This window comes from Thalassobaculum salexigens DSM 19539, assembly GCF_000423805.1.
Classification (GTDB): domain Bacteria; phylum Pseudomonadota; class Alphaproteobacteria; order Thalassobaculales; family Thalassobaculaceae; genus Thalassobaculum; species Thalassobaculum litoreum.
The window spans coordinates 1,109,570-1,135,954 of the sequence record NZ_KE384093.1 but is presented as its reverse complement, the minus strand read 5'-3'; the positions used below and the strand labels follow the sequence as shown (position 1 = coordinate 1,135,954).

At 67.2% G+C, this 26,385-nt stretch carries 32 protein-coding genes; 14 read left to right on the top strand and 18 right to left on the bottom strand.

The window, feature by feature from the left end:
• Nucleotides 1–4: 4 nt before the first annotated feature.
• The 3 genes from G578_RS0109695 (at nt 5) to G578_RS0109685 (ending at nt 3,434) form a co-directional block, all read left to right on the top strand.
• The gene (locus G578_RS0109695) at nt 5–721 is read left to right on the top strand and encodes a response regulator (RefSeq protein WP_028794068.1); all 717 of its coding nucleotides are present in this window, start codon (nt 5–7) and stop codon (nt 719–721) included.
• 98 nt (nt 722–819) lie between these two features.
• The gene (locus G578_RS0109690) at nt 820–2,529 is read left to right on the top strand and encodes a SulP family inorganic anion transporter (protein WP_028794067.1); all 1,710 of its coding nucleotides are present in this window, start codon (nt 820–822) and stop codon (nt 2,527–2,529) included.
• Complete coding sequence (locus tag G578_RS0109685; protein WP_028794066.1) at nt 2,526–3,434, top strand: amidohydrolase family protein; 909 nt, start codon at nt 2,526–2,528, stop codon at nt 3,432–3,434. The genes G578_RS0109690 and G578_RS0109685 overlap by 4 nt, the downstream gene beginning before the upstream one ends.
• 7 nt (nt 3,435–3,441) lie before the next feature.
• Here the strand turns inward: G578_RS0109685 and G578_RS0109680 are convergent, their stop codons facing one another.
• From G578_RS0109680 to G578_RS0109660, 5 genes are all read right to left on the bottom strand, one after another.
• The gene (locus G578_RS0109680; RefSeq protein WP_175474211.1) at nt 3,442–4,752 is read right to left on the bottom strand and encodes a TRAP transporter large permease; all 1,311 of its coding nucleotides are present in this window, start codon (nt 4,750–4,752) and stop codon (nt 3,442–3,444) included.
• Nucleotides 4,749–5,414 carry a TRAP transporter small permease subunit gene (locus G578_RS25625; RefSeq protein WP_051244467.1) on the bottom strand — a complete coding sequence of 222 codons (666 nt, stop codon included), beginning with the start codon at nt 5,412–5,414 and terminating at the stop codon, nt 4,749–4,751. Before G578_RS25625 ends, G578_RS0109680 begins: the two co-directional genes overlap by 4 nt.
• A gap of 111 nt (nt 5,415–5,525) precedes the next feature.
• Nucleotides 5,526–6,563, bottom strand: coding sequence for a C4-dicarboxylate TRAP transporter substrate-binding protein (locus G578_RS0109670; RefSeq protein ID WP_028794064.1), 1,038 nt, complete (start codon nt 6,561–6,563; stop codon nt 5,526–5,528).
• A 218-nt stretch (nt 6,564–6,781) separates the two neighbouring features.
• A complete protein-coding gene (locus G578_RS0109665) occupies nt 6,782–7,654 on the bottom strand; it encodes an NAD(P)-dependent oxidoreductase (RefSeq protein ID WP_028794063.1) in 873 nt (290 codons plus the stop codon).
• Between the two features lie 25 nt (nt 7,655–7,679).
• Entirely contained in the window at nt 7,680–8,645 is a 966-nt protein-coding gene (locus tag G578_RS0109660) for a S1C family serine protease (RefSeq protein WP_028794062.1), read from the bottom strand.
• A 147-nt stretch (nt 8,646–8,792) separates the two neighbouring features.
• On the opposite strand from G578_RS0109660, the gene G578_RS28320 reads away from it, so the two are divergent.
• The 3 genes from G578_RS28320 to G578_RS0109640 all read left to right on the top strand — a co-directional run bounded on the left by G578_RS28320 (nt 8,793) and on the right by G578_RS0109640 (nt 10,928).
• On the top strand, nt 8,793–9,722 hold the full coding sequence (locus G578_RS28320; protein WP_028794061.1) for an NAD-dependent epimerase/dehydratase family protein: 930 nt from the start codon (nt 8,793–8,795) through the stop codon (nt 9,720–9,722).
• Between the two features lie 385 nt (nt 9,723–10,107).
• The gene (locus G578_RS0109645; protein ID WP_156907250.1) at nt 10,108–10,350 is read left to right on the top strand and encodes a hypothetical protein; all 243 of its coding nucleotides are present in this window, start codon (nt 10,108–10,110) and stop codon (nt 10,348–10,350) included.
• Nucleotides 10,347–10,928: a TIGR04372 family glycosyltransferase gene (locus tag G578_RS0109640; protein WP_028794059.1), complete on the top strand. Its 582-nt coding sequence runs from the start codon at nt 10,347–10,349 to the stop codon at nt 10,926–10,928. Before G578_RS0109645 ends, G578_RS0109640 begins: the two co-directional genes overlap by 4 nt.
• Before the next feature lie 28 nt (nt 10,929–10,956).
• On the opposite strand, the gene G578_RS0109635 is transcribed toward G578_RS0109640, so the two are convergent.
• Nucleotides 10,957–12,270, bottom strand: coding sequence for a methyl-accepting chemotaxis protein (locus G578_RS0109635; protein WP_028794058.1), 1,314 nt, complete (start codon nt 12,268–12,270; stop codon nt 10,957–10,959).
• A complete protein-coding gene (locus G578_RS0109630) occupies nt 12,245–12,769 on the bottom strand; it encodes a PAS domain-containing protein (RefSeq protein ID WP_028794057.1) in 525 nt (174 codons plus the stop codon). The genes G578_RS0109635 and G578_RS0109630 overlap by 26 nt, the downstream gene beginning before the upstream one ends.
• 357 nt (nt 12,770–13,126) lie before the next feature.
• On the opposite strand from G578_RS0109630, the gene G578_RS0109625 reads away from it, so the two are divergent.
• On the top strand, nt 13,127–13,513 hold the full coding sequence (locus G578_RS0109625; protein ID WP_028794056.1) for a VOC family protein: 387 nt from the start codon (nt 13,127–13,129) through the stop codon (nt 13,511–13,513).
• Nucleotides 13,514–13,576: 63 nt separating this feature from the next.
• Here the strand turns inward: G578_RS0109625 and G578_RS0109620 are convergent, their stop codons facing one another.
• The 4 genes from G578_RS0109620 to G578_RS25610 all read right to left on the bottom strand — a co-directional run bounded on the left by G578_RS0109620 (nt 13,577) and on the right by G578_RS25610 (nt 15,953).
• Complete coding sequence (locus tag G578_RS0109620; RefSeq protein ID WP_028794055.1) at nt 13,577–13,810, bottom strand: hypothetical protein; 234 nt, start codon at nt 13,808–13,810, stop codon at nt 13,577–13,579.
• Nucleotides 13,811–13,833: 23 nt separating this feature from the next.
• Nucleotides 13,834–14,172: a hypothetical protein gene (locus tag G578_RS0109615; RefSeq protein ID WP_028794054.1), complete on the bottom strand. Its 339-nt coding sequence runs from the start codon at nt 14,170–14,172 to the stop codon at nt 13,834–13,836.
• Nucleotides 14,173–14,352: 180 nt separating this feature from the next.
• Nucleotides 14,353–15,207: an O-methyltransferase gene (locus G578_RS25615; protein ID WP_051244464.1), complete on the bottom strand. Its 855-nt coding sequence runs from the start codon at nt 15,205–15,207 to the stop codon at nt 14,353–14,355.
• Nucleotides 15,208–15,212: 5 nt separating this feature from the next.
• Nucleotides 15,213–15,953 (bottom strand): lysophospholipid acyltransferase family protein, encoded by a 741-nt coding sequence (locus G578_RS25610; protein WP_038013963.1) that lies wholly within the window; start codon nt 15,951–15,953, stop codon nt 15,213–15,215.
• A gap of 171 nt (nt 15,954–16,124) precedes the next feature.
• Between G578_RS25610 and G578_RS0109600 the strand changes: the two genes are divergently transcribed.
• Complete coding sequence (locus tag G578_RS0109600) at nt 16,125–16,496, top strand: DUF423 domain-containing protein (protein WP_028794053.1); 372 nt, start codon at nt 16,125–16,127, stop codon at nt 16,494–16,496.
• Between the two features lie 12 nt (nt 16,497–16,508).
• Here the strand turns inward: G578_RS0109600 and G578_RS0109595 are convergent, their stop codons facing one another.
• A complete protein-coding gene (locus G578_RS0109595) occupies nt 16,509–17,033 on the bottom strand; it encodes an ureidoglycolate lyase (protein ID WP_028794052.1) in 525 nt (174 codons plus the stop codon).
• A 109-nt stretch (nt 17,034–17,142) separates the two neighbouring features.
• Between G578_RS0109595 and G578_RS0109590 the strand changes: the two genes are divergently transcribed.
• The 3 genes from G578_RS0109590 (at nt 17,143) to G578_RS0109580 (ending at nt 18,742) form a co-directional block, all read left to right on the top strand.
• On the top strand, nt 17,143–17,982 hold the full coding sequence (locus G578_RS0109590; RefSeq protein WP_245565585.1) for an SDR family NAD(P)-dependent oxidoreductase: 840 nt from the start codon (nt 17,143–17,145) through the stop codon (nt 17,980–17,982).
• A gap of 167 nt (nt 17,983–18,149) precedes the next feature.
• A complete protein-coding gene (locus tag G578_RS25605; protein WP_038013961.1) occupies nt 18,150–18,413 on the top strand; it encodes a hypothetical protein in 264 nt (87 codons plus the stop codon).
• 74 nt (nt 18,414–18,487) lie between these two features.
• Complete coding sequence (locus tag G578_RS0109580) at nt 18,488–18,742, top strand: hypothetical protein (RefSeq protein ID WP_028794050.1); 255 nt, start codon at nt 18,488–18,490, stop codon at nt 18,740–18,742.
• A 10-nt stretch (nt 18,743–18,752) separates the two neighbouring features.
• On the opposite strand, the gene G578_RS0109575 is transcribed toward G578_RS0109580, so the two are convergent.
• The 3 genes from G578_RS0109575 to G578_RS0109565 form a co-directional block, all read right to left on the bottom strand.
• Complete coding sequence (locus tag G578_RS0109575) at nt 18,753–19,307, bottom strand: RBBP9/YdeN family alpha/beta hydrolase (protein WP_028794049.1); 555 nt, start codon at nt 19,305–19,307, stop codon at nt 18,753–18,755.
• Nucleotides 19,308–19,345: 38 nt separating this feature from the next.
• Nucleotides 19,346–20,287 carry an acetamidase/formamidase family protein gene (locus G578_RS0109570; protein WP_028794048.1) on the bottom strand — a complete coding sequence of 314 codons (942 nt, stop codon included), beginning with the start codon at nt 20,285–20,287 and terminating at the stop codon, nt 19,346–19,348.
• A 143-nt stretch (nt 20,288–20,430) separates the two neighbouring features.
• Nucleotides 20,431–21,048, bottom strand: coding sequence for a hypothetical protein (locus G578_RS0109565; RefSeq protein ID WP_139189298.1), 618 nt, complete (start codon nt 21,046–21,048; stop codon nt 20,431–20,433).
• A gap of 213 nt (nt 21,049–21,261) precedes the next feature.
• Between G578_RS0109565 and G578_RS0109560 the strand changes: the two genes are divergently transcribed.
• Complete coding sequence (locus G578_RS0109560; protein WP_156907249.1) at nt 21,262–22,164, top strand: hypothetical protein; 903 nt, start codon at nt 21,262–21,264, stop codon at nt 22,162–22,164.
• A 33-nt stretch (nt 22,165–22,197) separates the two neighbouring features.
• Here the strand turns inward: G578_RS0109560 and G578_RS0109555 are convergent, their stop codons facing one another.
• On the bottom strand, nt 22,198–22,983 hold the full coding sequence (locus G578_RS0109555; RefSeq protein WP_139189294.1) for a hypothetical protein: 786 nt from the start codon (nt 22,981–22,983) through the stop codon (nt 22,198–22,200).
• A gap of 207 nt (nt 22,984–23,190) precedes the next feature.
• On the opposite strand from G578_RS0109555, the gene G578_RS0109550 reads away from it, so the two are divergent.
• The gene (locus G578_RS0109550; protein ID WP_028794044.1) at nt 23,191–23,550 is read left to right on the top strand and encodes a DOPA 4,5-dioxygenase family protein; all 360 of its coding nucleotides are present in this window, start codon (nt 23,191–23,193) and stop codon (nt 23,548–23,550) included.
• A gap of 143 nt (nt 23,551–23,693) precedes the next feature.
• Here the strand turns inward: G578_RS0109550 and G578_RS0109545 are convergent, their stop codons facing one another.
• Entirely contained in the window at nt 23,694–23,927 is a 234-nt protein-coding gene (locus G578_RS0109545) for a DUF6356 family protein (protein WP_028794043.1), read from the bottom strand.
• Between the two features lie 102 nt (nt 23,928–24,029).
• Here G578_RS0109545 and G578_RS0109540 point away from each other — a divergent pair, with 102 nt between their 5' ends.
• A complete protein-coding gene (locus G578_RS0109540) occupies nt 24,030–24,491 on the top strand; it encodes an Lrp/AsnC family transcriptional regulator (RefSeq protein ID WP_028794042.1) in 462 nt (153 codons plus the stop codon).
• On the opposite strand, the gene G578_RS0109535 is transcribed toward G578_RS0109540, so the two are convergent.
• Nucleotides 24,475–26,298 carry a sensor domain-containing diguanylate cyclase gene (locus tag G578_RS0109535; protein ID WP_028794041.1) on the bottom strand — a complete coding sequence of 608 codons (1,824 nt, stop codon included), beginning with the start codon at nt 26,296–26,298 and terminating at the stop codon, nt 24,475–24,477. The genes G578_RS0109540 and G578_RS0109535 overlap by 17 nt on opposite strands.
• Nucleotides 26,299–26,385: the final 87 nt, after the last annotated feature.

Below are 26,385 nucleotides of genomic sequence, written 5' to 3'. Positions count from 1 at the left end.
GCCGGTGCGCGAGGAAACCCCTCATATCCTGGCGGTCGACGACGATGCCCGCCTGCGCAACCTGCTGCGCCGCTTTCTCATGGAGAACGGCTTCCGGGTCTCCGTCGCGGCCGATGCGGCAGCCGCCCGCGCCCATCTCCAGAACCTGGTCTTCGACCTCATCGTCCTCGACGTGATGATGCCCGGCGAGAACGGCGTGGAGTTGACCCGCTCCCTGCGGGCGGAGTCCCAGGTGCCGATCCTGCTGCTGACGGCGATGGGCGAAGGGTCCGACCGCATCGCCGGGCTGGAGAGCGGTGCGGACGACTATCTCACCAAGCCGTTCGAGCCGCGCGAACTGGTACTGCGGATCCGCACGATCTTGCGCCGCTCCACCCAGCCGCTCCCCCCCGCCCCGGAACCAATGCCGGTAGGCGAGATTACTTTCGGCGAATTCCGCTTCGATCCCGTCCGCAACATGCTGTGGCGCGGCGAGGAGCCGGTGCGGCTCACCGAGTCCGAAGGCGCCCTGCTGGCGGTCTTCGCCGCCTCTCCGGGCACCGTGTTCAGCCGCGAGGACCTGGCCGAGGGTGAAGGGGCGGCCACCGAAAGCAGCGGCAATGCGCGGACCATCGACGTGCAGATCACCCGACTGCGCCGCAAGATAGAGCCGGACCCGAAGTTCCCGCGTTTCCTGCAGACCGTGCGCGGCCGCGGCTACGTCCTGCGGCCGGACAGCTGAGAGCGACCAAAGGTCCCGCCTGCAGGGTCGCCGATTGCGCCGAGGGACAGGGGGCGTCAGACTGCGCTCACCCCTCCTCTTCGAGTTCGGTCGATCCCATGACCGCAGGCACCCAGGCCCCTCACTCCCCGGCAGCTCCCAGCACGCTGGAACTCTTCACGCCGAAACTGTTCACCGTCTTCCGCGAGGGATACGGCGCCGCCCAGTTGCGCCGTGACGCCATCGCCGGTCTGACTGTCGCCATCGTTGCCCTGCCACTCTCCATGGCGATCGCCATCGCCTCGGGCGCGACCCCGGCCCAGGGGCTCTACACCGCCATCGTCGGCGGCTTCCTGGTCTCCGCCTTCGGCGGCAGCCGGTTCCAGATCGGCGGACCGGCCGGCGCCTTCATCGTCCTGGTCGCCGCCACCGTGCAGACCCACGGCATGGACGGCACGATCCTCGCCACCCTGATGGCCGGCGTGATCCTCGCCCTGATCGGGCTGCTGCGGCTCGGCACCTTCATCAAGTTCATCCCGTATCCGGTCACGGTTGGCTTCACCGCCGGGATCGCGGTGATCATCTTCGCCAGCCAGATCCGCCCCCTGCTCGGCCTGACGTTGCCCGGCAGCGAGCCTGGACCGCTGGCGGAGAAACTGCCGGCTCTGGCCGGCGCCATCGGCACCGCCGATGCGGCGGCGATCGCCCTGTCGCTCGGCACCGTCGCGGTGATCGTCGCCCTGAAGCGGTTGCGCCCGGACTGGCCCGGCATGCTGATCGCCGTGGCCGGATCGGCGCTCGCAACCGCGCTCTTCGGCCTGCCGGTGGAAACCATCGGCAGCGTGTTCGGCGGCATCCCCCAGAGCTTCCCCATGCCGTCGCTGCCGGAGGTATCGCTGGAGAAGATGCAGGCCGTGCTGCCCGCCGCCATCGCCTTCGCGCTGCTCGGCTCCATCGAATCCCTGCTCTCCGCCGTCGTGGCCGACGGCATGACCGGCCGCCGCCACCGCTCCAACTGCGAGCTGGTGGCCCAGGGCGTGGCCAATATGGGCTCGGCCCTGTTCGGCGGGATCTGCGTCACCGGCACCATCGCCCGCACCGCGACCAACGTGCGGGCCGGTGCCCACGGACCGGTGTCGGGGATATTGCATGCCGTCTTCCTGCTGGCCTTCGTGCTGATCGCCGCGCCGCTGGCCAGCGACATTCCGCTGGCCGCGCTGGCCGGGGTGCTCGCCTTCGTGGCCTGGAACATGGTGGAGAAACACGCCTTCCTCACCCTGTTGCGGGCCTCGCGCGGCGATGCGGCGGTCCTGCTGGCGACCTTCGGGCTGACCGTGTTCCGCGACCTGACCGAGGCGATCGTCGTCGGCTTCGCGCTCGGTTCGGTGCTGTTCATCCACCGCATGTCCAAGGTGACGGCGGTGGAAAGCGCGGTTCCCTTCGTCTCCGAGGACGAGCGCGACGACCGTCCCGACTATGACGACGCGGCCGCCGCCGACCGGGATACGGTGGTCTATAGGATCAGCGGCGCCTTCTTCTTCGGGGCGGCCGCGTCGATCGGCTCGGTGCTCGACCGGATCGCCGACAGCCACCGCCGGCTGATCGTCGACCTCGCCGCCGTGCCGTTCATCGACAGCACCGCCGCCAACACCATCGAGAGCCTGGTCGCCCGGGCCAAGCGCAACGGGGTCGAGATCGTGCTGACCGGCGCCTCCGACGACATCCGCCGGGCACTCGCAGTCCACGGGATCGCGGCCCCGGCGGTGACCATGGCGCCGACCATCGAGGCCGCGCTCGCCCGCCCGCTGACCGCAAAGGCCGATCCATGACAGACGACGACCTGCCGATCATCGACGCCCATCACCATTTCTGGAAGCTGGGCAGCGGCCACCACCCCTGGCTGGAGGGTGCGCACGACATCCCGTTCCGCTACGGCGACTACAGCGCGATCAAGCGCGACTATCTGGTCGACGATTTCCGCCGCGACCACGGCCGCCACAACGTCGTGAAGTCGGTGCATATGGAGGCGGAATGGGACCCCTCCGACCCGGTCGGCGAGACGCGGTGGCTGCACGAGCTGCACGACCGCACCGGCTGGCCCCATGCGGTGATCGGCCAGGCCTGGTTCGCCCGCGACGACATCGCCGGGGTCCTGGCCGGCCATGCCGCCTTCCCGCTGGTCCGCTCGGTGCGCCAGAAGCCGGCCGCCGCGCCGTCGCCGGACAGGTTTGTCGCCGGCGCGCCCGGGTCGATGGCCGATCCCGCCTTTCGCGCCGGCTACCGGCTGCTGGCCGAGCACGGGCTGCATTACGACCTGCAGACACCCTGGTGGCATCTGGGAGAGGCGGCGGATCTGGCGCGGGACTTCCCGGACACGCAGATCATCCTCAATCACACCGGCCTGCCGTCCGACCGCTCACCGGCGGGAATCGACGGCTGGCGCGAGGGGATGGAGCGTCTGGCCGCACAGCCGAACACGGCGGTGAAGATCTCCGGCATCGGCGTGCCGGGCCAGCGCTGGACGCCCGAGCTGCAGGGCGAGGTGGTGCGCGAGACCCTTCGGATCTTCGGCGCCGGGCGCTGTATGGCGGCAAGCAACTTCCCGGTGGACTCGCTGTGCGCCAGCTACGACGAGATCTTCACCGGGCTGAAGGCGATCACCGCGGACATGCCGCAGGGCGACCGCAGGGCGTTCTTCCACGACAACGCGCTACGGATCTACCAGCCGGCCTGAGCTACCGTCAGTTCAGCAGGGTCTGCGGCAGCCAGGTAATCACCTCCGGCCAGATCATGAAGACGGCGATGGTGATGAAATCGGCCACCACGAACGGCCCGACACCGCGGAACACCGTGGTGATCGGAATGTCCGGGCGCACCGCCGAGACGACGAAGCAGTTCAGGCCGATCGGCGGCGTCACCAGACAGACCTCCGCCATCTTCACCACGATGATGCCGAACCAGATCGGGTCGTAGCCGAGCGCCATGACCGCCGGATAAACCACCGGCAGGGTCAGCAGCAGCATCCCGATCGCATCCATGAACATGCCGAGGATCGCGTAGCCGATCAGGATGAAGATCATCACCACCCAGGGCTCGAACGGCAGCGAGACGATGAAGTTGGTGAACTGCTCCGGCAGCCCGGCGAAGCCCAGGAACCGCACGAAAGCCAGCACGCCCCAGATCAGGCTGAAGATCATCACGGTGAGCTTCGCCGTATCCAGCAGCGACTCCTTGAACGCCCCCCATCGCAACCCGTTGGCCACGGCCATGAGGAACACGACGAAGGCCCCCAGGGCACCGGCTTCGGTCGGGGTCGCCCAGCCGTAGTACATGGCGCTGAAGATGATGATCACGACGGCGATCACCGGGAAAGTCCCCGGCAGCGACCGCACCCGGTCGCTCCAGGTGTACCCGTGGATGCCAGGTCCGATCTTCGGGTCCAGCTTGGCCCAGAGCAGGATGATTGCGACGTAGATCAGGGCGGAGACCAGGCCGGGGATGAAGCCCGCCAGCAGAAGCTGCCCGACCGATTCCTCGACGATGATGGCGTAGATCACCAGGATCGCGCTTGGCGGGATCAGAGTGGCGAGCGTACCGCCCGCGGCCACGACGCCGGCGGCGATCCGGCGCGAATAGCCGGCGGCCAGCATCTCCGGAATGGCGACCCGGGCGAACACGGCGGCGGTCGCCGTCGAGGCACCGGAGACGGCGGCGAAACCGGCCGTGGCCATGACCGAGGCGACGGCAAGGCCGCCGGGCAGCCAGCCCAGCCACTTGCGCGAGGCGTCGAACAGCGCGCGGGTGATGCCGGCATGGAAGGCCAGGAACCCGATCAGAATGAACATCGGCAGGACCGACAGCGTATAGGTCACCGACTTGGAATGCGGGATCGTCCCGATCATCCCTGCCCCGGCATCCCAGCCGAGCAGGGCGATCAGCCCGACCAATCCGACCAGGGCCGCCGCGATATAGACGCGCACGCCGAGAACGACCATGACAAGCAGGGCGGCGACGCCGATCAGGCCCACGGCCTCATTGCTCAACCCGGTCATCGCACGCTCCCGTCGGAAGATTTCTCTGCGGTCTGACCGTCGACCGCCCCAGCGCCCGTGGCCTCCTCCATGGCCTGGCGGCGCACATCCGCGATCAGCGGCACCGCCACCGGCGCCGCCTCACGGTCGATCGCCAGGCGCAGATAGCCGACCAGGTTGAGCAGCAGCCGCAGGAACAGCAGGGCAAAGGCGGCCGGAATCAGCAGTTTCGACGGCCACCACGGGATCTGAGCATCGATCGTTGAGTCGCCGTACTCATAGGCTCGCATCGCGTGCTCCCAGCCGTACCAGATGAGAACCGCGAGCACGAACAGGCCGAGGATCTGGCCAAGCGCCTCCGCGATCCAGAGCGGCCGGCCTCGGAGTTTGCCGATGAGGATCTCCATGCGGACATGGCCGTTCATCCGCTCGCAATAGGCGATCGCCAGGAAAGCGAAGACCGCGATCGACATTTCGACCGCGTCGATATAGCCGAAGATCGGCGCGTTGAAGAGCTTTCGCCCCAGGATCTGGGTCACCCCGACCAGCATCAGGGCGAAGATGAACAGGCCCGAGAACAGGGCCGTGGCGCGTTCCACCGCCCCCAGCATACGGTCCAGCCGGTTGAGCATGCGTCCGCCCGACACCGCCTGATCCGCCGTCAGGGTCGAGAGCTCCGTCATGGTAGCTGCCCCTCTAAATGAATCCCGTCACCCCGTCGACCGACGGCCGGCGGGTGAAGCGGGGCCGCGCACTGCACGGCCCCGCGTCAGAATGCAGGCGGGTCGTCGACCCTACTGACGGGCCTTCTTCGCCTCGGAGAAGATCAGGTCCAGCAGCCCCTGGGCGTCGAAGTCGCCGGAATTCTCCGCGACCCACTCGTCCCAGACGGGCTTGCCCGCCGCCTTGCGGAACTCGTCGAGCTGTTCCTCGGTATAGGTCACCTCGGTCAGGTTCGACTTGAACATCGGCAGGTTCTTCTTGTCGATGTCGACATAGGCGGCGATCTGCGCCTCATACGCGGACGGCTTCAGGTCCATCAGCAGCTTCTGGTACTGCTCCGGCAGTTCCTCGAACGCGGTCTTGTTCAGGACCGTGGCGCATTCCGAGGTGCCCGGGGACAGGTTCGCGGTGAACCAGTCGCTGATCTCGTGGAGCTGATAGGCGGCGTGGGCGTAGGTGAACGGCATCGAGGCCGCGTCCATGGTGCCACGCTCGATACCAGTATAGACCTCCGTGGCCGGCACGGTTGTCCGGGTGGCGCCCAGCTTCTCCATCGCCAGACCGATGCCGCCGCCGGCCCGGACCCGCTTGCCCTGCCAGTCCGCCAGGGACGCCGGCGGTTCGCCCCGGCCGAGGAACTCGTATTGCGGCAGCACCGCCGAGAAGTACGGCATGGCATTCCAGTTGGCCATGTCGGCGACGAAGGCGGGGTGCGCCATCAGCGCCTCGCGCACCTTGACGGAAACCGCCAGATCGCCGATCGGCAGGAACGGCATCGTCAGCACCATCCAGGCCGGATTCTTGCCCGGATGGTAGAAGTTGCAGAACTGAGCCGCCTGGAAGGCGCCGAGACGGATGCCGTCAAGGTTCTCGCGCGCCTTGGACAGCGCCTCGCCGTAATGGATCTTCAGGGTGAACTTGCCGTCGGTCTTCGCCGCGAGCTGCTCGGCGATGTACTCCAGACCGACGGTGAAGGCCCGGGGCTTGCCCCAGGTCGACAGGTTCCACGACACCTCGGGTCCCTCGACCTCGGCGGCATGAGCCGACCCCAATCCAAATGCCATCGCTCCGGCGAGAACCGAGGCGCGCACAAGCGTCCTGATTTTCATGATTTCCTCCGCTGATCATTTTTATGGTTCCACCGCTTTCCCAACCGATCAGCTGGTCCACGGCAGTTTTGCGCACCGTTCTGCGGTGCTTGTTTCTTTGCCGTCTTCACAAGCCCTGGCGACCGCAGCCACCGGCGGCTCGTGTGACGGTTGGGTTTGTATACAAAATAACAATTGCCCTGTACACCTTGATTGCCGCCTTGCGAAGCGGCCCGCTGCTACACCGCTTCCCCGGTGAACAGCTTCAGCACGGCGATGCCGTCCTCCTCCGCGTGCCCCCGCGCCGCCATCAGCCGGAACAGTTCCGCCGCCTGGGTCGACATCGGAATCGACGCCTGCAGGTCGTGGGCGAGGTCGTGGACCATGTCGAGATCCTTCAGTACCTGCCGCAGATAGCCGGCCGGGGCGTAGTCGCGCGACATCATCCGGGGCCACATGGCCGCCATGAGGTTGGACCCGGCATAGCCGGTCTCCAGCGCCGCCTGCAGCCTGCTCGTATCCACGCCGCCGCGCTCGGCCAGGTTCAGGGCCTCCGCCAGCACCACGAAATTGGTCAGCACGCAGACCTGATTGACCATCTTGGTCACCTGCCCGGCGCCCACCGGCCCGAGATGCACCAGGCTCGCCGCCAATTGGTCGAGGACCGGCCGGGCGCGGGCGATATCCGCCTCGTCCCCGCCCATCATGATCGCCAGTTTGCCGTCCCGCGCTGCCGGCGGGCCGCCGGAGACCGGGGCATCGATCCATCCCGCCCCGCGCTCGGCCTTCAGCTGCCCGGCCATGGCCTTGGTGCGGGCCACCACCGTGGTGGAGAAATCCACCAGGACCGCCGCCTCGGACATCGTCCCGGCGCAACCGTCCGTCCCGAACAGCGCCGCTTCCAGGTCGTCGGTGGTGGTCACACAGGTCATGACCAGATCCGCGCCCTCAGCGGCGGCGGCGGGTGTCTCGGCCGGCATCACGCCCCAGGCGGAGGCCGCTAAGCGCCGCTCGGCCACGGGGTCGAAACCGGTCACGTCGTGCCCCAGGTCGATGAGCCGACGGGTAAATCCCTCGCCCATCAGGCCGAGGCCGAGGAAGGCGATGCGCATGGGTGTCCTCCGTCGAACCTTGAGATCAGTGCAGCTGCGGACCCTTCAGCAGGGTGCCGCGGGCAACCGAGGCGATGGTGAGGTCGAGCCGCTCGCCCTCGCGCACCACGGTGATCGGAATGTCGGCACCGGCTGGTCCGACCGACCAGACCCGGCGGAACATCTCCGCCAGGGTGGACACCCGGGTACCGTTGATCTTCTCAACGATGTCGCCGACCTGCACGTCGGCGGCCTCGGAGGGACCGTCATCGGCCAGACCGGCGACCACCAGCCGCTCCTCCACCTCGGTGCAGTACATACCGAGCCACGGCCGCGGGATCCGGCCCGACGTGCCGCTGGTGATCATGGTCTCGTAGATCGGCTTGATGAGGTCGATCGGCACGATCATGTTGCCGTCGATCGGCGTGTCGTCGCCGTGGCTCTGCTGGATGAACAGCGAGCCGATGCCGACCAGGCGTCCGTCCTGGTCGAACATGCCGGTGCCGCCCCAGTTCGGATGGGCCGGCGCGGTGAAGATCGCCTCGTCCAGCAGGTATTCCCAATACCCGGCGAATTCGCGCACCGCGATGATCCGGGCGTTGATCGCCGAGCGACGGCCGCCATGGCCGACCACGATGACCGAATCGCCTTCCAGCATATTGGAGGACACGCCCAATTCGACGGCCGGCAGATCGGCGCGGCCCAGGGTCTGGATCAGACCGAGCCCGGTCTCCTGATCATAGGCCAGCACCGTGCCGGGAAAGGCCCGGCCCTGGTTGTCGGTGATCCAGATCGTCTCGGCCTCGGTGACCAGATAGCCGATGGTCAGGACGAGGCCGTCGCTGCGGATAACCACGCCGTTTCCCGAGCGCTCGGTACCGAGAACCGAGGCCGTGAAAGCGTCCTCGGGGATGTGGCAGCGGACGCCCACCACGGCGGAGAGGATGTGGTTCAGGTCAAAGCCCAAATGCTCCTGACGGGGATGTTCGGGCTGTGGCGCTTCCTCGGGCATGTCTCATCCGTTTTGGGTGATGCTGTCGATGGTCAATCTAACACGCATCGAGGACATTTCAGCCCGGCCGTGACGTCGTCTATCTCGATCGGTACAAGAGAATTAGTCTGACCGCGTGGCGCAATCCGCTGGAGGTGGGGATCCGAGATGGCTGAGAACACGGTACTGATCACCGGCGGCAGCGGGCGCCTCGGGCAGTTCGTCGTCGAGGCGATGCTCCCCGACCATCGGGTGGAGGTGCTGGACGTCAGCGCGCCGGGTCAGGACGTGATCTACCGGGAGGTCGATATCCGCGACGTCGCCGCGGTCCGCAGCGCGGTGCGCGGGCACGATCGGATCATCCATCTGGCCGGAATCGACGACGGCGTCGAGGTGCCCGATCACACCTATTTCGAGGTCAACGTCCAGGGCACCTGGAACCTGCTGCGCGCCGCCGAGGAAGAAGGCGTGAAAAAGGTCGTCGTCGCCTCCTCCGCCGCCTCCTACGGCTTCAACACCGGCGATGCGCCCGACTATCTCCCGGTCGACGAAGCGCATGCCCAGCGTCCGCGGCGGACCTACGACCTCACCAAGCAGCTCATGGAGCGCACCGCGGAGAGCTTCGCGCGGCGCCATGCCGCGAGCGGCACCGGGATCGCCTCCATCGTCTGCCTGCGCCCGACCCTGGTCGCCCGACCGGTGAAGACACCGCAGATGCTGGCGGAGCTGGCAACCCTGCCGGCGGAGGACGGCAATCCGGGGATCGCCTTCGACGGACCGATCTACGGCGGGCTGCCGGCGCTGCGGACCTATGTGACCTCCCGCGACGCGGCCGCCGCGTTCCGGGCCGCCCTGCTGGCCGACACGGCCCCGTTCTCGGTCTACCTGATCGCGGCCCGTGACACGCTCGGCAGCGTCGATACCCTGGACTTCCTCGCCCGCAACCGGGGCATGCATCCCCCGCTCTACGACGAGGGCTGGTTCTCGCGCGCCGACGCGAGCCCCTTTGACACCCGGGCGGCCGAACGCGACCTGGGATGGGTGGCGCAGGACGACTGGCCGGCGGTGATCCGCAGCGTTACGGAGACCAACTCATGATCAGGCAAGATACCCCCACACGATCCGCAGCCAAGCCCGTGGAGCGGCTCCGCGATCGGGAATGCCGCGGATGAGCATCGCGAGCGGCAGAGAGACCCCGGTCCTCTCAGACGAGGCGATACGGGCGGTCGCGCTGGAGATCGTGAAGCTGGCCATACCCGAACTCGCACCCGGCGGGAGGACCTTGGCCTAGATCCTGCCGCAGACGGCACGAATCGGGCATTTCGGCTTCGAGACCCAGATCATCTCCACGCTGTTCGAAGACGACTACGATCGTATCCTGATCTTCACGGACCTGATGTCGTGGTCGGGGACGAACCCCTGGATCCGAAACTGCACCAGTCCGAAGATCCGGTTTATCGAAATCGACAATTTCGACGCCCTCGTGTTCGGCACGAAGGATGCGGGCTTCCATCGTATCGGTAACCTCGACTGCCTGTTCGCCGGCCCGCGCAGCATCTTCATCCGGTTCTATCGCCATGTTCTGGCCGGAGGGGCGGTGAAGTTCCTGGAACTGCCGGAAGAGGCGGAATCCATCGCCCGCGAAATCCTGAGCGCCCATGAGATCGACCCTGACGCGCCGTTCGTCTTCTTCCACAACCGAACGCTCGCCTACGTGCGGGCATGACGTACCACGCCTACCGCACGCCGAAGGTCGAAACCTATCAGCCGTCGATCCGCCGGCTGATCGAGGCCGGCTACCGGGTCATCAGGATCGGCGAGCCCGGACTGGACACGATGGGCTTTCCCCCCGACGCATATGTCAATTTTCCGGACTGGGGGGAGGTTGATCGCGCGGTTGATCTCTTCGTTCTCGCCCGAAACGCATTCGGTCTGGCGCAGAACTCAGGACCGATCTGGGTCGCCGGCTCAGCCGAGCCGATGCGGTATCGTCAGATTCTCGATGCCGGCATTCCTGCCATCCTCTTCAGCGATAAGATCGCCGAGGCGGGATACGAGGTGCGCGACACCTCTCCGGACGAGCTTCTCGCCGCCACCGAGGAGATGCTGGACTGCATGGCCGGCACGTGGCAGCGGGATGTCGAGACCGATACCGCGTTCCGGGCGCTGAGGGCGGAGTACGAAGCCCGCATCGCGGCCGATCCCGACATGCAGGCGAGCAATTTCGCGTTCTACGGATACGCCCACCCATTCGGGTCGATCGCCCGGGTCACGCTGAAGGCGCAACCCGGGTTTCTCGACTGATCGTCGCCGCTGATCGTCGCCGCGTCGCTCAGGCCGACCGGCGAGCCACCGACAGGAACTCCTGCACCTCGCTGCGCAGCGTCTTGGCCTGCTCGGCCAGGTCGCTGGAGGCCGAGCTGAGGTCCGAGGCGGCCCCGTCGGTCTCCCGGGCGGACTGCGCCACGGTTTCCGTGCTGCGGGCGACCTCCCGCGTTCCGGCCGAGGCTTCCTGAACGTTGCGGGAGATCTCGTTGGTCGCCGAGGACTGCTGCTCCACCGCGGCGGCGATGGAGCCGGTGACCGAGGACACTTCGGCGATCGACGACACGATGGTCTGGATCGCCTGCACCACGTTGGCCGTTGCCTCGCGGATCGCGCCGACCTGTTCCTGGATCCGCTGGGTCGCGCTCGAGGTCTCGTTGGCGAGCGACTTCACCTCGCTGGCGACGACGGCGAAGCCCTTTCCGGCCTCCCCTGCCCGTGCCGCCTCGATGGTCGCGTTCAAGGCCAGCAGGTTGGTCTGTTCGGCGATATCGGTGATCAGGGAGCCGACCGTACCGATCTCCTCCGCCGCCTGAGACAGGGTCCCCACCAGCTTGTCGGCGGCCTCCGCCTCCTTGCTGGCGGCGGTCGTGACGCGGCTGCCTTCCCGGACCTGCCGGGTGATCTCCATGATCGACGCCGACAGCTCCTCCGCCGCCGAGGCCACCGTCTCCACGTTGGAGGAGGCCTCCTCGGTCGCAGCCGACACGCCGGCGACCTGGCGCGTGGTCTCGCCCGCCTGAGTCTTCAGCGTCCCGGAGGTGGTCCGAAGTTTCTCGGCCGCGGCGGAGACGCCGTCGACCACCGACCAGACCTTGCCCTCGAAACGATCGGTCAATTCCGCGAAGGCGTCCAGACGCGTGCCCATGCTGGCCGTCGCGTCGTTGATCTGCTGTGCATTCCGCAGATAGAGGCCGTTCAGGCCTTCCGGGCGGATCAGGCGGAAGAACTTGCCCTGCTCGACGGCTTCCATGGCGGCACCGGCCTCGCGCACGAAGGCGTCGGCCATGTCCACCATGTCGTTGACCGACCACAGCATCCGCCCCAACGCGCCGGTCTCCTCGATCATGACCAGACGCTGTTCGAAATCGCCCTTGGCAACACCCTTGGCGACAGAGGCCGTTCGGTCGATCCACCGCTGGATCCGGGCCAGGTACACGAAGGCGAGGACCGCGCCGAGCGCCGCCAGCACCGCGCAGGCCGACGCCGCCAGACCGGCATACGGCACTGGCAGGAACGGCAGGGCCGCGCTCGCCACCGAGGCGACCACTGCGACCGTCAGGGTCGCCTTCGTCCTAGAGAGAGAGCACGAAGCGGTCATAGCCGATCTCCTTCTTGGCGAGGATGCTGAGAAGCTCTTCGGTGGCGGCCTGCATGCCGTCCTTGCGGTTCGAGGGCGCGTCCTCGATGGCCTTGAGCTGCTTGTACAGGCCGCTGGCCGCGGCCACGGCGTCGGCACGTGGCTTGCGGCGGTTCGAATGGTAGCTGACGATCCGGCCCGAACTGTCGTAGCTCGGCGTGACATGGGCGAAGACCCAGTAATGATCGCCGTTCCTGGCCATGTTGATCACATAGGCGAAGATCTCGTTGCCGGCGCCGATCGTGTCCCACAGCAGCTTGAACACCGACCGCGGCATATCCGGATGACGGATGATGCTGTGCGGGGCGCCGATCAGCTCCTGCTCCTGGAATCCCGCCACCCGCAGGAATACGTCGTTGCAGTATGTGATCCGGCCTTTGAGGTCGGTCTTCGACACGATCAACTCGCCGTCATGGAACGGCGCTTCGCGTCCCGTGGGCGTCACCTTCACCTTGGCCATGGCCTCCTCCTCCCCAGTCCGATCCAGGTCGACGGGGCTCAGACTAACAGCCTTCAGGTAAACAAGAACTGAACAATTCGGGTTTTGATCTGAGTCAAAACATTGATTTTCATATACTTACAATGCTTTTAGAGGATCCGCGGCACGGCAGAGAACCCGGGCGGGACAGCGCCGAACAAACCGCTAGACTGTGGGCTGGACGAGCGTCAGGCCACGAGGGAGAAGACCCGACATGCCGGCATCCAAATCCCGCTGCGCAGCCCGGCTTTACGGAGCCCGGTCGTACGGGCCCCGGTCGTACGGGCCCCGGTCGTACGGGACCCCGCCATACCCAGCCGGGGCCCACAGGGCGCCGCCATGATCGACCACATCTCCATCCCGGTCAGTGATCTGCTCCGGTCTGCCGCGTTCTGGGAAGGGGTTCTCGCCCCGCTCGGACTGACCCGGCTGGTGGAACGGGAGCGGACCGTGGGGTTCGGCAAACGGTATCCGGAGTTCTGGGTGAACCTGCGCGAGAATCTGGCGCCCGCCCCGCCGGATACCGGGGCACATGTCTGCCTGCGCGCCCCGGACAGAGCGGCGGTGGACGCCTTTCACAGCGCCGCGGTTGCCCTTGGCGGGCGCAGCGACGGCGCGCCCGGCCCGAGGCAGGCATCGATGACCGCCTATTACGGGGCCTTCATCCGCGATCCGGACGGCAACAAGGTCGAGGCCGTCACCTTCCCCCGGAGCGAGAGACAATAGGATAGAGCGGATTCAGGCACGCTGACACGATCACGACGTGATCCGGTCAGCGCACGATCTGCTCTAACGCTCCAGGGACGGGATATCCAGGGACGCGATCCCCCGGCGTTCGACTCGCCAGGTCGACAGCATCAGCCGGCCGGTCAGGACGGCCATACCCAGCGCGGTCAGCCCGGCGGCGCCCCAGAGCACCGCCGTCGGCAGATCGGCCAGGGAGAGGGCGACCCAGACGGTCGCCACGCCATCCACGCCGATCGTGCCGGCGAACAGCAGCCCAACCAGGGCCGCTGTCGCCAAAGACACACCTCTGGACGCCATGGTCACGCGCCGGCCGGACGGGCGCCGGGGACCATGGGGACAACATGCTGGTGCGGGCCAAGCGCCTTCCAGGTGAACCGTCCGACCACGAACATGACGATGACATAGGCCGGAATCAGGACCATGGCCGCGGTACTCCCCATCCCGGCGATCCAGATGATCGAACTGATCGCGCCACCGCCGAAAGCGGATGTGATCAGCAGCGCCATCAGGGTGGTCGAGAAGTAGCCGGAATCCGGGTCGGGCATGCGATGGGTCAGCCGCGCGGCCAGCGGCGTGGCGACCAGCGCCAAGGCGGACAGGCCGACGCCCAGCAGAAGGGTGATCAGGGTGGTGGTCATGAAAATAGGAACCAGGGCTCAGTGCATGGGCCGGCCACCGAGCACGAGCCGGCCGGCAGTCAGAACTATCGCGCCGTTTCCGACCCACGATCAGCGCAGATATCGCATGCCGCGATCCGCGTATTTCGCATGGCTCGACGGGCGGCGCGGTCCCCGCGGCGAATGACGATCTTCAATGCGCTAGCGCAGGCCCACCAGGGTCATCGGCGCCTGGGCGACATAGCGGTTCACCGAGGTCAGGTCGGGCATCGGCTCGGTCCAGTCGATCAGGTCCCGCCCGGCCTGCAGGTCCGCCTCGCTGACCGTATAGGAGTAGCGCTTGCCCGGGCGCTCCCACTCGCAGCGGGTCCCCGCCGGCAGGTCCGGGTCGGTCAGCATCGCCACGGTCGGCACCGGCGGTGAGCCGGTCGCGTAGAGGGTCAGCGCGTCGTAGTCGTCGTCGACCAGGGCCAGTTTGGCGCCCCGGGCTCTGGCCTGCTCCAGGCGCAGGCGATGGGAGATGTGGTCGTCGAAGACGCAGAGCGTACCTTCCGGCACGGTCTCAAGGTCCTTGGCGTCGCTCCAGTCGCCGAGCCGGTACTCGATCCGCTTGTCGCGCAGCCTTCCGTCCTCGCGCATCACGTCGAAGGTGATGATCCGGGTCTCCGGCGACGCCTCGGCCATCAGCCAGGACGAGTGCCCCTTGAAGGTCCCGCACTCGACGATCGCCGGCGGCCGCAGCAGGGCGGCGACGGCGAAGAGCCAGGTCGAGGAGTTGCGCATGGTGCCGCCGGCATTGTCGCGCAGGGGCCGGCGGGCGTAGCTGCGTTCGAAGGCCGCCACGACGGTGGCGCCGTCGGGCGCGTCGGCCGGCAGAGCCCCCCGGGCCGCCAGGTTCTGCCGCAGCAGGTCGACGCGGGCGGCCACGGCGGCACTCGCCCGGCGGACCAGCGCCTCGGTGATCAGCGATCGGCCGACCTCCCGCGCTGCCTTGCCGCCGGCACGGGGCTCGGAGTCGACACCCTGGACTGAATAGATCTGACGGGCCTTGGGCATTGAGTTCACGCGTCTCCAGGTCGGTCGATGCCGCACAACAGGTCGGATTCGGCACTGATGGTCTCCACCAGCGCCTCCATATCCTTGCGGCCGAAGCGTTCCACGTCTTCGATGGCCGGCATGAAGCGGATGATGACCTCCCCCGGGTACCGTAGCAGCGATTTCCGCGGCCAGTAGAGGCCGGAATTGAGGGTCACCGGTACCACCGGCAGTTTCAGGCTGCGCACCAGCGCGATCAGGCCCGCATGGGCCACGCCGCGCTCGCCGACCGCCACCCGCGTCCCTTCCGGGAAGATCAGCACGCAGCGTCCCTTGCTGGCCTCCGCCTTGGCCCGCTCCAGCATGTCCCGCAGCGCCGAGGCGCCGCCGCCGCGCTCGACCGAGACCATCCTCGAGCGCCGCAGGAACCAGCCGAACAGCGGGATCGCGTCCAGCTCGCGTTTGTAGATGATGCAGAGATCCGGGACGACGGCGTTCATCACGAAGGTCTCGAACGCCGACTGGTGCTTGCAGGCGAGGAAGGCCGGGCCGTCGGGAAGGTGCTCGCGCCCCTCCACCCGATAATGCAGCCCGCAGATCGACGCCAGCAGCCAGGTCGTGCCCCGCGACCACACGCGGCTGACCCTGCGCACGAAGCGTCCGTCGTCGCCGCGGTGGAACAGCAGGTTGATGGGGACCGTCGCCGCCATCAGGAGCGACCACACCATCCAGACCACGTTGAACAGGGAGGACCGTAGATAGATCACGCAGGCACCGTCTCGAAATGCTCGGTTCGTCTTACGCAGTTCGTGGAGGATTGCAAACACCCCAGCGTCCGCCCGCGCCGGAGAAAGCCGGTTCCAAGATGTCGATACTTGGGGGCGTGACCCGTGGCGCGCTATAGCTGGCGCCTTCGAGACTTGGCAGGACACGCCGCCATGAACAGACCCGTCGCCGCCATCGCCGCCCTTTCCCTCAGCCTGGCGGTCGCGCTGGGAGCCGTCGGCGCCCACGCGATCGGCTCCGAGCCGGCCGCCCGGGAGCTCTGGCGCACCGCCTCGTTCTGGCATACGGCCAACAGCCTGGGCTTGCTTGCGATCGCCGCGCTCTGGCCGCATATCGGCGGACGTCTCGGGCTCGCCGGCGTGCTGGCGGTCGGCTTCGGCGCCCTGGCGTTCTGCGGCTCCGTCTATATCCAGGCGGTCCGGGGCAGCGCGCCGGTGCCGATGCTCGCACCGGTCGGTGGCACGCTGCAGATCCTCGGCTGGCTGCTGGTGGCGGTGGCCTGCCTGCGCGGTCGCGCGCCCTGACGACGGGCCGGATCAGACCGGCGCCGACGCCAGCCGGATCCCCGGCACGTCGTGGAGCTCGGTCTCGGTGGGTGTGCGGCCGTGGGCCATATGCCCGATCAGGTCCACCGTCGTCGTCGGGCGGGTGAGCATCAGGCAGGTCGAGCCCGTGCTGCGGGTGGCGTGCCAGACCTCCGGCTTCATGCATATCCCCATGCCCGGCGGCACGCTGAACGCCCGCAGGCAGTCGAGATCCGGCGTGCCGTCGGGCAGCGAGGTCGCCAGGATCTGGACGATGCCGCCGACCAGCGGCACCACCGCCTGCTGGGTCAGCAGGTGGCGCTCAAGCGTATCGACCGTCGGGTCGGCGTTACGGTAGCTCACCCACAGCACCTCGACCTCGCCCCCCTCGCCCGGGTGAAAGAGGTGCTCCCGGCGGAAATCCGTCGCCGCATTGGTGAAAGCCACCGCATTGGCGGCTTCGGGATACGGCTTGCCGAGCAGCCAGCCGAAGGGGGCGACGGCCTCTGGCGTCAGGGTATCGACGGGAAGGGTCACGGCACGGTTCCTTTGGCGGCGGAGACGGGCGGGTCCCGGAACGCTAGCACCGGCACGCGCCGGGTGGCGATAGCGCCTCGCCCTACCAGCCGCCGATTGGGTATGAATCGTGGTTCATGAAAAAACCAACGACGAGGAAACGGGCATGGTCGATCGGATGAAGGACAAGGTGGTGGTGGTCGCGGGCGCCGGCTCGGTCGCCCCGGGCTGGGGCAACGGCAAGGCGTGCGCGGTGCTCTACGCCCGCGAAGGCGCCACGCTCTATCTGATCGACCGCGACAAGGCGGCGGTGGAGGAGACCGCCCGACTGGTGGCGCAGGAAGGGGCGAAGGTCCATGCCGAGGCGGGCGACCTCACCAACGACGACACGGTGGAGCGGCTGCTGGCCGACTGCGTCGACCGGTTCGGCCGGCTCGACGTGATGCACAACAATGTGGGCGGCTCCCATCCCGGCACGGTGGAGGAGATGGACGTCGCCACCTGGGACGCTCAGATGGACCACAATCTGAAGACCGTCTATCTCGGCTGCCACCACGCGATCCCGCACATGCGCAAGGGCGGCGGCGGGGCGATCATCAACGTCGCCTCGGTCGCCGGCTACCGCCATATCGGCACGCCGATCCACGCCTATGCCGCCGCCAAGGCCGGGGTGGTGCAGCTCTCCCGCGCCATCGGCGTGAGCTATGCCAAGGAGAAGATCCGCTGCAACACGGTGGTCCCCGGGCTCATGCACACCCCGCTGGTGGAGGCGCGGCTCGCCGGCCAGCGCGGCAACAACGACGCCCAGGCGCTGATCGCCAAACGGAACGCCCAGGTGCCGATGGGCCATATGGGTGACGCCTGGGACATCGCCTACGCGGCGCTGTTCCTGGCCAGCGACGAGGCGAAATACGTGACGGCGACGGAGATCGTGGTCGATGGCGGCCTGGTCATGAGCGCGCCGGTGTAAGCGGCGAGTTGCCCGCCCTCTCCCACTCCCCGGACGTGTTCCGGGGAGTGGGGGAAGGGGAACCCCCCCTCACCGCCGATCACGTTCGCCTGAAAGGCGCGCGAGGCCGTTTCCTGCCGCTCGGGCGAGGCCTACCTTGAGACTGTCAGCGTCCTGAGGAGGCCGGAATGGGTGAGGTCATCGCGTTCCAACACCGACCGCGCGCACGCGCCTGGAGCCCGACCGATCTTCGCGCCCTGGACCGCCTCGTCGCCCGGCTGCCCGCGGCGACCGGCTGGGAACTGGACCCCGGGACCTGCCGCGCCTTCATCACCGGGGCCGAGGACGAGACCCTGCTGATCGTCAGCCGCGAGGCCGACGGGCTCGCCGTCGCCTGCGGCTGGGAGCGCGCGCCGCACTGGCACGGCCGCTCGCTGGAGCGCTACGGCTGAGCTTGACGCCGGGCCGGCGCCGCGTACGGTGGGTGCGAGATCCGGACAGGATCGGCCGGCAGGCGGAGGATCCCATGGCGTTCGACATTTTCGGTGAAGCGCGCGAGGACGGCGACGGCGCGGCGCCGCGCTACCAGGCGGTCTCCCGCCTGGACAAGGTTGCCATCCTGGTGGGCCTGCTCGACGCCACCATCGACCACGAGCGCAACAAGGACACGCCGTTCGAGGCCGCGGAATGGCTGGTCAAGCACTACCCCCATGTCCACCCGAACGATCTCGACCATGTGCTCGACGCCGGCCGCCACGCGCTGACCCGGCTGGTCGGATAGCGCCCGCCGGTCAGGCCGGGGGAAGCTGGCCCAGGAACTTGCCGAAGGTCATCAGCCCCTCCGGCCAGGGTCCGTGTCCGCTGTCCGGGTCCACGTTTCCGCTTTCCCGCAGATCGACCAGCCGGGAGCCCCAGGCGCCGGCCAGATCCTCCGCCACCTCGAAGGCGCAATGCGGATCGTTCCGGCTGGCTAGGACCAGCGACGGGAACGGCAGCGGATCGCGCGGCAGCGGGCGATAGCCCTCGGCCACGCCGTGATCCGCCGTCTCGATATCCGGCACCGCCGCCAGGAAGGCGCCCCGAACCTTGCCGTCCGCCAGATCGGAGGCGGCATGGACGGCGGCCAGGGAGCCGTAGCCGTGACCGACCAGCACGACCGGTCGGTCGGCACCGGCAACGGCGTCGAGGATCGATTGCACATAGGCGTCGCGGGCCGGGCTGGACCAGTCGTCCAGCGCCACCCATTCGGCCGTCTTCAGTCCGGCCTGCCAGCGTGCGTACCAATGCCCGTCCGTCCCGCCGCCGAGGCCCGGCAGAACCAGAATTGTCGCCTCCGAAGATTTCATGCCGTGTCGTCCAGTCTGATGCGGCCGGACGGGTCCTCTCAGGCTCCGCCCAGCGCCGATTTCGGGAGCACCACGTGGATGCCCTTCTCCTGGTTCACCAGTTGGGTCACCCGCACGTCGGCCGCAAGGCTCATCAGCATGAAAGCCTGACTGCGCGACAGGTTGGTGGTGTCGACGATCCAGTCGATCATCTGGCGTAGCGCATGACTGGCCGCGTTGTCCAAATCCGCGTTCATGCCCATGGTGATCCGCGCGTCCGGGGTCTCGGCCCGGGGATAGTCCAGGGACAGATCCTTGCGCAGATGCACCTCGATCTCGCCTTCCAGGGCGGTCTCGATGGCGGTCACGCAGACCTCGCCGTCGCCCTGCACGCCATGGCCGTCGCCGAGGGACAGCTTGCCGCCCTTGGTCCAGACCGGCAGGTAGAGCGTGGTGCCGGCGATCAGTTCCTTGTTGTCCAGATTGCCGCCGTTCTTGCGCGGCTGGATCGTGGAAATCGCCCCCCAGCCGGCCGGCGGCGCCACGCCGATCACGCCGAAGAACGGGCGCAGCGGCAGCTCGGTGCCCCAGGGCAGGCGACCGACATTGCGCTCGGCATCGAGATCCACGGTCATGCGGTCCGGCTCGTCGAAATCCTCCGGCAGCGCGCCCGCCAGCGGCCGCACCTTCGTGTAGCCCCAGTCCTGGCGCAGCTTGATGTCGAGCAGGCGGATCTCCAGCACGTCGCCCGGCTCCGCCCCCTCGACCGCGATCGGCCCGGTCAGCAGGTGCCCCGGCATCCGGCGCTCGGAGCGCTTGTGGATGTCGAGCAGTTCCGGCGGGATGTGGTAACCGTCGCCCGGCAGGTCCTCGGGCGCGCCGGACACGGTCTCGACCGTCACACGGTCGCCGCTGGCGATGGTCATGGCGGGCGCCATTCCCGCGTCGAACCAGCCCCAGTGGCAGGTCTCCGGCGAAGCCTTCAGATGATGATGGGCCATTCAGTCCCCCGTCGCTCGACATTGCAGATGTTCCGACGATGATGCGACGGACGATGCTGCACTGCAATCGATGGCGCGCGGATCGGAGCGATCCGCGAAGTGCCGGTTGTAATCGGGGTTTGAAGGCCGGGCGTCCGGCGGGGTCAGAAACGACCGCTGCGCAGGCTCCAGGGCGTGACCGACGGACGGGCCATGGCATCGACCGCCGCGACACCGTCGTCGACGCCGATCCGGCGGCAGATCTCGGGCCAGAGCGCGCGTGGATCCCGGCGCAGCTCGTCCTCGTCGACGGTATGGATGCGCTCCGCTCCGACACCGAAACCCGTGACCCGCCGTTCGAACGACTCAAGGGCCTTGCGGGCCGCCTCGACGACACGGGTGATCGCGCCGGCGCCCACGGTCCGGGCCGCCGACTCCGCATCGCGTGTCAGGACCAGCAGATCGATGTCGGGTGGGTTGAGAAACGGGAACATCGGCCCGCTCGGATCGTGCAGGACAATCGCGGACTTGCCGGTCGAGGCCCGCAGCGTGGTGAAATAGGAGGCCAGGGCGGCGCCCCCCTCCTCGCGCGCGAGGGTCAGCAGCGCGTCGCCCGACCGGTCGCCGGCGGAGGCCGCACTCACGGCCCGGCGCGCCACGGCATGGAGTGTGTTTCCAAGCGTCACCGGCGGCAGCGCGGCGATGTCGGGATGGCAACCGAGTTCGGCCATGAACCGCCTGGGGTCGGTCACCGGTCCGGCAATCAAAAGTATGTTACGCATCCGCTAATCCCGTGGAGTCCAATGAGGCCAAACAACCAGAGGCATGCCGCGCTTTTCCTGTCGCGGAGAGTTTCAACCGTTTCGCGTCGGACTGCAAGCCTTGGTGGAAAGTCGCCCGCGAATCGGCTGTTTGCCTAAATGTTCATCACAACGACCTTGACCAAAACCGCATACAAGCGATGATATGACGGGACGTAGGTCAGGGTTGGGGCAATGATCAATAGTAGCCGCACAACGGGCTTGATCGGCATCACCACTCAGTGGATCGACGAGAGTGGGCGGGTGGCCGACCTTGCCGCGAAACTGGGCAGACTGGGCGAAGACGTCAGCGAGTTCGCCATCCACACGATGGGATGGATCCGCTGCACGTCCATCGGCGCGTTCGAGGAGTATTCCTTCGATGCACGGTCCGTGCACACCCAGGCGCTGACCACGCTTCTGGATCGGCTGGTGAGCGATACCACGCCGTCGACGACCCGCCTGCGCTGCATCGAGGTCACCACCGCCCGGGGCACCACCAAGATCTCCGACGACCGGCCGGACCGCATGGTCAGCCTGGTGCTGAAATGCATGGAGATCGTCAATCCGCGCGCGCCGAAGGACTCCATCCGCCGGGGCCGTATGGACAGTTCCGGCATCGCCGCGCTCGACGATCCGGTGGCCGCCCGGCTCATCGCCGCGTGGAAGGCGTCCGGTGCGACACTGCGCGCGCCGATCCTGGACCTGATGACCGATCCGAGCATCAACCGCGGCATCAAGGTCATGGTTCCCCATGGCGAGACGTTCCGGCTGATGCGTTATCACGGCTCGCCGAACGCGCCCTGGGATCCGGCGACCTGGCGCGCCTTCGAGGGCGGCACCCTCGACCAGGTGGTTCCCGACCGCGGCATGATCGAATCCGTCAAGGCCTCGACCCGCACCGCACTGGCCATCCGCGAGCCGCTGGTGGAGTTCTGCGAAGGCGTCATCCTCGCGAGCCAGGGGCTCAAGGAATTCCAGTGGTACCGGATCTCGCTTCCGGTCGATGTCCCGACCAATACCGCCGGGTTCGGCGATGCCGGCCAGGGCGTCCTGGTCCTGCTGTCGCCCGTGCCGCAGACCCGACAGGCGGCGTAGGCCGGCGCACCGGCGCCACGCCGCCCGCAACGGTCACGCGATCCGCCGGTTCTCGTCCACGCGATAGATCAACGGAACCTCGCCCGCACTATGGGTCAGGGTCTGCCGCGCGATGTAGTCCGCGTCCTTGGCCAGCAGCACCCATTCCTTCTTCTCAGGCCGGGCCGGATGGGTCCAGATGATGCTGTCGAGAACGTGCTGCATGTCGTAGCTCTTCGACACCAGCCCGCGCTCCGCCATCACCTTTTCGGTGACGCTGACCATCCCGACCCGGCCCCATCGCGCATGGGCCATGGACCCGGCGGCGATGCCGAGAAGTTTGGGGAAATTGGTCTGGCGGCCGCGCAGGTCCGGGCGCACCCACAGCCCACCCGTCCAGTACACCTTGTCCTGAAGGCGCGAGGCATAGGCGTCGGCATCGCCCTGAATGCTGAGCCGCTCGCCCGGGATCATCTGCTCGGCCGGGTTGCTGTAGAACAGACTGAGCGTCTCCAGGTGATCGGCCATGGATGTGACCGTGAAGCGGTAGAGCCGCACGCCCAGCGTCGCGGCGATGCCGGCGTCGTCCCGCACGGTGAGGCCGATGCAGTCGCCCGTCCGCGCCGGCTTGAACCGGCTGTCGAAGGCGCTCGGCACATACTTGCCGACCTCCCGCAACCGATCCTTGAAGGTGTCGATGTCGTCGCAGGCCTGCAGATCGAGCTTGGCCTGGTGGAAGTCGCGATCGATCCGGATCAACGATTCCTGGATTTCACTGCGTCTGGACTCGCATTCGGCATGGATCGGGCCGATTCCTGCGAGAAAAGGTCTCTCAGCCATCGTGATGTCCCCCACTGAAGCTGATACTGGGAAATCAACCCTAAGGAGACAATTGTATGCGGACGATGGGCAGCCCGCGACTCGCGGGTCGCGTTGATTTCTCTTCGGCAGGAAAATCACTGCGCGACGGGCGACTCGGGAAAGGTCGCATCGTTACGGCCAAGACCGCTAAAATGCGGTATATCCGGCGGAACCAGGGAGAAGACGATGAGCGAGACACCGAAGACCGGGCCGGAGGCCATCGAGAGCTGGCATGCGCATGTCTATTTCGACGCGCAGACCGCCGCGCCGGCCAGAGACCTGTACGCCCGGATCCAGGCCGCGTTTCCGGCGGCGGAGATGGGCCGGTTCCACGAGAAGCCGGTCGGTCCGCACCCGATGTGGAGCTATCAGGTCGCCTTCGCGCCCGATCTGCTGGCGAGCCTCCTGCCGTGGCTGACCCTGAACCGCGACGGGCTCGACGTCTTCATGCACCCCAATACCGGCGACGGCATGGCCGATCACCGGGACCACGTTGTGTTCCTGGGCAAGTCGTATGCGCTGAAGCTGTCGATCTTCGACGGTTAGAGCAGATCGTGCGGTGACGGGATCACTGCGTGATCGCGCCCGCGTGCGTGAATCTGCTCTATCTCATTGTTTTAGAGACAAATTCACCGACCATATTGAATCATGAAATGATTCAATATGGTCGGATTTGGCTCTAGCGGATGTCAGGCGGTCTGGCGGCTGTCGGCGGCGGCGTGCCGGTTGCGATGGGTCACCATGCGGCCATGCAGCTCGGTGACGATCCGGCTGCCGGTCTTGGTGAACAGGAACGGCAGGATGCCGTGTACCAGGCAGGCCAGCCCGCCGAGGATCATGCGGAACCCGAAACCGCTCGCCATGCCGAGATGCTCGCCATAGGTCTCGCCGACGCTGGCGGGGTGGTCGGTGAACATGCGCATGCTGGCCTCCTCTTCAATCAGGTAAGCCAAGTGTGCCCTCGTTCCGGGCGAAACGGTTTGCTTTGATTGCAATGCAGAAGCCGATCTGTAGAATATTTTTCTATGGATCATGTGGACCGTAAAATCCTGGACCTGCTGCAGCGGGATGCGGGGCTGGCGTTGGCGGACATCGCCGAGGCGGTCGGCCTGTCGACCACGCCCTGCTGGCGGCGCATCCAGCGGCTGGAGAAGGACGGGGTGATCCGCCGGCGGGTGGCGCTGCTGGACCGCGAGAAGATCGCCCTGGGCGTGACGGTGATCGTCCGGGTGCGGACCAACCGCCACGACATGGACTGGCTGGAGCAGTTCGCCCGCACGGTCGACGACATCGACGAGATCGTCGAGGTCTACCGCATGAGCGGCGACATCGACTACATCCTGAAGGTCGTGGTCCCCGACATCGCGACCTACGACGCGATCTACAAGCGGCTGATCACGGCGGTGCCGCTGATGGACGTGAGTTCAAATTTCGCGATGGAGGAGATCAAGTTCTCCACCCGGCTACCCCTCAGCTACGCGCCTTAGCCGCCGAGGACAGCGACGTCAGGTCGACGACCTTGCCGGGGGTCGGCTGTCCCTGGCCCTCGATCTCGTCCAGGTCGGAATAGGCGCGCACCTGGTTCCGGCCGGCCTTCTTGGCGGCGTAGAGCGCCGCATCGGCCATGGCGATCAGGGTGGCCTCGTCCTCGTCCGGGCTGTTTCCGACCCGCACGAGACCGGCGCTCAGCGTGTGGCCGATCTTGAATCCGTCATACCGCGTCGGCGTGTCGGCGAAGCGCTGGCGCACCCGGTCGGCGGCCGACCGGGCGGCCTCCTCGGTCTCGGCCTCGAACAGCAGGATGAACTCCTCGCCGCCGAACCGGGCGGTCACGTCGTTGGCCCGGAACTCCCGGCGCAGCATGCTGGCGAAATGGGTCAGCACGCCGTCGCCGGCGGCATGGCTGTAGGTGTCGTTGATGTCCTTGAAGCGGTCGAGGTCGATGAGCACCAGCCACAGCTTCCCGGGCCACAGTCCGGTGCGCTTCAGGTGATGCACATGGGCCTCGAAGCCCCGACGGTTCAGCAGACCGGTCAGGGAATCCCGGCTGGCGGCGGTTTCCGCAGCGATCCGCCGAACCTCCTGGCCGCGCAGCCACTGGGCCAGCGATGCGCTGAGCAGCAGACTCTCGATCACGATGCCGATAAAGACCAGCCGCACGAGTATGATGTGCGAGATCGCGAGGTACGGCACGAAGTACGCGGTGACGCTGGCGGTCAGCAGGGTGGAGAGCGAGACCAGCCCCCACCCGAACGCCATCCAGGAGGCGTATTTGAGTCCGTCGCTCCGCCAGGCAATCCAGCTCAGCCAGGTCAGGTGGAACGGCATCGTCATCAACGCGAAGAAGGTCAACGGCGTCTCAATGACCGGGGCCTGGGCCGGCAGCGCCAAGAGGGCCGCCGTCGCGTAGAAGCCGACCGCGACCCGCAGAACGGTGTTGTGCCGGGGATGCAGGCGCTCGAGATCCAGATGGCGTCGGACGAACTCGTAGGCGGCCGCCGTCAGCATAAACACCGACCAGTCGAAGCCGAGATGCTGCAACCAGGAATTCCCGGGGAACAGGAGCTGAAGCCCGACACCGGAGAAGATCACATAGGTCGAGGCGACGGCGCTCATGTAGACCGCATAGACGACCATGCGGGCCTGGCGCATGAAAATGCCGTAGAGCAGCCAGAACGACGCCGCCGTCGCCAGGCAGCCGATCCAGAACACGAAGAATGCCGTGCTGGTCACCGAGTGGTGTTCGAACCCCCGCTCGCTCCACAGCATCAGATTCAGATGGATCGGGATCGCATGGTCGTTGCCGAACCGCGCCACCACCTCGCGACGCTCGCCCGCCGGCACGGTGAACGCCACCGCCGCTCCCGCATAGGCCAGCGGCCGGTCCTCGTAGGCCTGCATCGCGTCGAAGGCTCTGCGGTCTACCTGACCGTCCGGAGAGATGGTGAAGATGGCGAAATCGGTCAATCGGCCGACGTCATGGGTCACCACGAGTTCCCGTGGCACCGCCGTGTCGTTCACCACCGCGAAGCGCATCCAGAACTTGGCGCTGGTCAGGCCACGCTTCCGCGACGCCTCGGTCGCCGGCTCCCAGCCGTCCGATCGCAGTGCTGCGTCGAGGGACAGCACGCCCTCCGGGTCCACCAGGAAGCTCGAGCGACCGAGAAGGCTCAGATCGTCGCGCTGCGACGAAAGGGGGATCTCCGGCAGATCCTGGAAATCGACGGCGCGGCTGGGCGAAGCGATCAGGACGAGGCAGAAGACCAGAACGAATATCGGGAGGCGAGCAGTCATGCCGTTTCCATCAGGCCACGATCCATCCGCGGCCCGATCCGAGCGGCTAGCCGGTGATCCTGGGCATTATCATCAAAACCGAATGAT

Excerpts from the sequence above, each read along its gene's own strand:
- G578_RS0109690 (WP_028794067.1), top strand. The coding sequence starts at position 820 with ATGACCGCAGGCACCCAGGCCCCTCACTCCCCGGCAGCTCCCAGCACG.
- G578_RS0109685 (WP_028794066.1), top strand. The coding sequence starts at position 2,526 with ATGACAGACGACGACCTGCCGATCATCGACGCCCATCACCATTTCTGG.
- G578_RS0109680 (WP_175474211.1), bottom strand. The coding sequence starts at position 4,752 with ATGACCGGGTTGAGCAATGAGGCCGTGGGCCTGATCGGCGTCGCCGCC.
- G578_RS25625 (WP_051244467.1), bottom strand. The coding sequence starts at position 5,414 with ATGACGGAGCTCTCGACCCTGACGGCGGATCAGGCGGTGTCGGGCGGA.
- G578_RS0109670 (WP_028794064.1), bottom strand. The coding sequence starts at position 6,563 with ATGAAAATCAGGACGCTTGTGCGCGCCTCGGTTCTCGCCGGAGCGATG.
- G578_RS0109665 (WP_028794063.1), bottom strand. The coding sequence starts at position 7,654 with ATGCGCATCGCCTTCCTCGGCCTCGGCCTGATGGGCGAGGGATTTACC.
- G578_RS0109660 (WP_028794062.1), bottom strand. The coding sequence starts at position 8,645 with ATGCCCGAGGAAGCGCCACAGCCCGAACATCCCCGTCAGGAGCATTTG.
- G578_RS28320 (WP_028794061.1), top strand. The coding sequence starts at position 8,793 with ATGGCTGAGAACACGGTACTGATCACCGGCGGCAGCGGGCGCCTCGGG.
- G578_RS0109640 (WP_028794059.1), top strand. The coding sequence starts at position 10,347 with ATGACGTACCACGCCTACCGCACGCCGAAGGTCGAAACCTATCAGCCG.
- G578_RS0109635 (WP_028794058.1), bottom strand. The coding sequence starts at position 12,270 with ATGACCGCTTCGTGCTCTCTCTCTAGGACGAAGGCGACCCTGACGGTC.
- G578_RS0109630 (WP_028794057.1), bottom strand. The coding sequence starts at position 12,769 with ATGGCCAAGGTGAAGGTGACGCCCACGGGACGCGAAGCGCCGTTCCAT.
- G578_RS0109625 (WP_028794056.1), top strand. The coding sequence starts at position 13,127 with ATGATCGACCACATCTCCATCCCGGTCAGTGATCTGCTCCGGTCTGCC.
- G578_RS0109615 (WP_028794054.1), bottom strand. The coding sequence starts at position 14,172 with ATGACCACCACCCTGATCACCCTTCTGCTGGGCGTCGGCCTGTCCGCC.
- G578_RS25615 (WP_051244464.1), bottom strand. The coding sequence starts at position 15,207 with ATGCCCAAGGCCCGTCAGATCTATTCAGTCCAGGGTGTCGACTCCGAG.
- G578_RS0109600 (WP_028794053.1), top strand. The coding sequence starts at position 16,125 with ATGAACAGACCCGTCGCCGCCATCGCCGCCCTTTCCCTCAGCCTGGCG.
- G578_RS25605 (WP_038013961.1), top strand. The coding sequence starts at position 18,150 with ATGGGTGAGGTCATCGCGTTCCAACACCGACCGCGCGCACGCGCCTGG.
- G578_RS0109580 (WP_028794050.1), top strand. The coding sequence starts at position 18,488 with ATGGCGTTCGACATTTTCGGTGAAGCGCGCGAGGACGGCGACGGCGCG.
- G578_RS0109575 (WP_028794049.1), bottom strand. The coding sequence starts at position 19,307 with ATGAAATCTTCGGAGGCGACAATTCTGGTTCTGCCGGGCCTCGGCGGC.
- G578_RS0109570 (WP_028794048.1), bottom strand. The coding sequence starts at position 20,287 with ATGGCCCATCATCATCTGAAGGCTTCGCCGGAGACCTGCCACTGGGGC.
- G578_RS0109565 (WP_139189298.1), bottom strand. The coding sequence starts at position 21,048 with ATGCGTAACATACTTTTGATTGCCGGACCGGTGACCGACCCCAGGCGG.
- G578_RS0109560 (WP_156907249.1), top strand. The coding sequence starts at position 21,262 with ATGATCAATAGTAGCCGCACAACGGGCTTGATCGGCATCACCACTCAG.
- G578_RS0109555 (WP_139189294.1), bottom strand. The coding sequence starts at position 22,983 with ATGGCTGAGAGACCTTTTCTCGCAGGAATCGGCCCGATCCATGCCGAA.
- G578_RS0109550 (WP_028794044.1), top strand. The coding sequence starts at position 23,191 with ATGAGCGAGACACCGAAGACCGGGCCGGAGGCCATCGAGAGCTGGCAT.
- G578_RS0109545 (WP_028794043.1), bottom strand. The coding sequence starts at position 23,927 with ATGCGCATGTTCACCGACCACCCCGCCAGCGTCGGCGAGACCTATGGC.
- G578_RS0109540 (WP_028794042.1), top strand. The coding sequence starts at position 24,030 with ATGGATCATGTGGACCGTAAAATCCTGGACCTGCTGCAGCGGGATGCG.
- G578_RS0109535 (WP_028794041.1), bottom strand. The coding sequence starts at position 26,298 with ATGACTGCTCGCCTCCCGATATTCGTTCTGGTCTTCTGCCTCGTCCTG.